This window comes from Planktothrix sp. FACHB-1355, from assembly GCF_014748295.1.
Taxonomy (GTDB): Bacteria; Cyanobacteriota; Cyanobacteriia; order Cyanobacteriales; family Aerosakkonemataceae; genus Aerosakkonema; species Aerosakkonema funiforme_A.
Map to the genome: position 1 here is coordinate 1 of NZ_JACJUP010000993.1, position 2,664 is coordinate 2,664.

Below are 2,664 nucleotides of genomic sequence, written 5' to 3' on the forward strand. Positions count from 1 at the left end.
CCGATCTCCCACGTCCACATTAATTTAATTGGCTCGTGGGGCGACTTAAAAATGCTGCCCCAAGAAGGGAATTTTGATTTGTTCGATCGCGAATTGGAAGCTGTGCGGCAGCGATGGTTGGAAGCAGGTGTCATTCGTCTGGTACATTCCTGCGTGGAGCCAGCCGAATTTACAACTATTCAAAGCATCGCGCACAAGTTTCCAGAGGTTTACTTTGCTGTGGGTTTGCATCCTCTGGACGCCCATAAATGGATACCTGAGTACGAAGAGAAAATTTTGTCTTTAGCACAGTCCGATCCGAAAGTAGTTGCTATCGGCGAAACCGGATTAGACTTCTATAAGGCAGAAAACCAATCTACACAAGAAACCGCCTTTCTGGCTCATCTCGAGCTGGCTAGAAAACTAGATAAGCCTGTAATAATTCACTGCCGCGATGCAGCGGTAAGAATGCGAGAGCTATTGGCAGAATTTTGGCAGCTTCGAGGGCCAGTCAGAGGAGTGATGCACTGCTGGGGAGGAGGGCCAGAAGAAACCCAATGGTTTTTAAATTTGGGTTTCTATATCAGCTTTAGCGGTATCATCACCTTTAAAAACGCCACCCAAATTCACGAATCGGCTAGGATAGTACCAGAATCGCGCCTGTTGATTGAGACGGATTGCCCTTTTCTGGCACCAATACCCAAGCGGGGCAAACGCAACGAACCGGCTTACGTGCGATACGTCGCCGAGCATATGGCTCGTCTGCGGAGCGTATCAACAGAAGCGATCGCCCAAATTACAACCGAAAATGCCTGTAAGCTGTTTGGCCTCTAAGAGGACTTATGCTCGATGGTTAGATTCCGGACTCCTCATATTTTGCCTATTTTGTCTTGGCAAAAATTACGGGTTCCGGTTAATTTTCGCGTCAATATATTCCGGCTTATGCAGCGACAATATTTTAAGCCGCTGAGCCTGCTATAAGGTAGAGACGTTAGGTATAACGTCTCCAAATGCCATGTCATAATTGGTAGAGGAAGATCTGGTATGAAAAGACGAATGACGCTGAAAAGCAAATGCCATTTTGGCCCACATTTTGGCCTACAGTGACGCGCCACAAAAGATTTATCTCCCCCAAAGGCGAGAGTCGGTGTTAAGATGGAGAACGCTTAAAATATTGGAGCGTACACAAAAGATTTTACGAAGATACGAAAAAGTCCTAAACAGAAGACAGTAGAAAGCGTCTACATGAAATACCTCTACCATATTGCATCGCCGATTGATGATGAATGGGAATATTCCTACCCATAGCAAAGCGTTCTGAAAATAGGAGCGGATTGTACCAAATATCGTGTCTGTCGGCTTTGAAGGCGGTAACACTTGAAGCCGCACCCCCAAAGCAGGGGTAAGTGACATCCCACCCTTAAATATTTATCGACCTGTCCTGGCGATCGATCGTCTGTTTTTTCCAAGATAGCATTTGGAACTTCTTGCCCTCCTAAAGTTAAGCAAAAATAATACGCATGACTAACCAGACCTACACCGAACCCACCGTCACCTTACCGGATTTAGTAGAAATTCAGCGGGCTAGTTTCCGCTGGTTCCTAGAAGAAGGACTGATCGAAGAACTCAATAGCTTCTCCCCCATCACCGACTATACTGGCAAGTTGGAATTGCACTTTTTGGGCAAAGACTACAAGCTCAAGCGTCCCAAGTACGATGTGGACGAAGCGAAGCGGCGGGATAGCACCTACGCGGTGCAGATGTATGTGCCGACGCGGTTGATTAATAAGGAAACTGGCGAAATCAAGGAGCAGGAAGTCTTTATCGGTGACTTACCTTTGATGACCGATCGCGGTACTTTTATCATCAACGGTGCGGAACGAGTCATTGTTAACCAAATTGTGCGTTCCCCCGGTGTTTATTACAAGTCGGAAACTGACAAAAACGGTCGCCGTACTTACTCGGCTTCCCTCATCCCCAATCGCGGCGCGTGGTTGAAGTTCGAGACGGATAAAAATGACTTGGTGTGGGTACGCATCGATAAAACTCGCAAACTCTCCGCCCAGGTGCTGCTGAAATCCCTCGGTCTGGGCGATAACGAAATCTTCGACGCCCTGCGCCATCCGGAATATTTCCAGAAAACTCTAGAAAAAGAAGGTAACCCCAGCGAAGAAGAAGCCTTGATGGAACTCTACCGCAAGTTGCGTCCGGGGGAACCCCCCACTGTCAGCGGCGGACAGCAACTGTTGGATAGTCGCTTCTTCGACCCCAAACGCTACGATTTGGGTCGCGTGGGACGCTACAAACTGAATAAAAAACTGCGCCTCAATGTTGCGGATACCGTCCGGGTGCTGACAGCCCAAGATATCCTGGCCAGTATCGATTACCTGATTAACTTGGAATTCGACATCGGCCAAACGGATGATATCGACCACCTGGGCAACAGAAGGGTGCGTAGTGTTGGGGAATTGCTCCAGAACCAAGTCCGGGTTGGCTTGAACCGCCTGGAGCGGATTATTCGGGAACGCATGACCGTCTCTGATGCGGAATCCCTCACCCCCGCCAGCTTGGTCAATCCCAAACCTTTGGTGGCGGCTATTAAGGAATTCTTCGGTTCTTCCCAACTCAGCCAGTTTATGGATCAAACCAATCCCCTGGCGGAACTCACCCACAAACGTCGCCTCT

1 protein-coding gene and 1 pseudogene are annotated in these 2,664 nt (G+C 48.5%); both read left to right on the forward strand.

Going from position 1 to position 2,664, the window contains the following annotated elements; all coding sequences use genetic code 11:
• The coding region (locus H6S82_RS28010) for a TatD family hydrolase (RefSeq protein WP_277926592.1) at positions 1-813 on the forward strand (813 nt) is incomplete at its 5' end.
• 686 nt (positions 814-1,499) lie between these two features.
• A pseudogene (locus H6S82_RS28015) lies at positions 1,500-2,664 on the forward strand (DNA-directed RNA polymerase subunit beta); the annotation flags it as partial.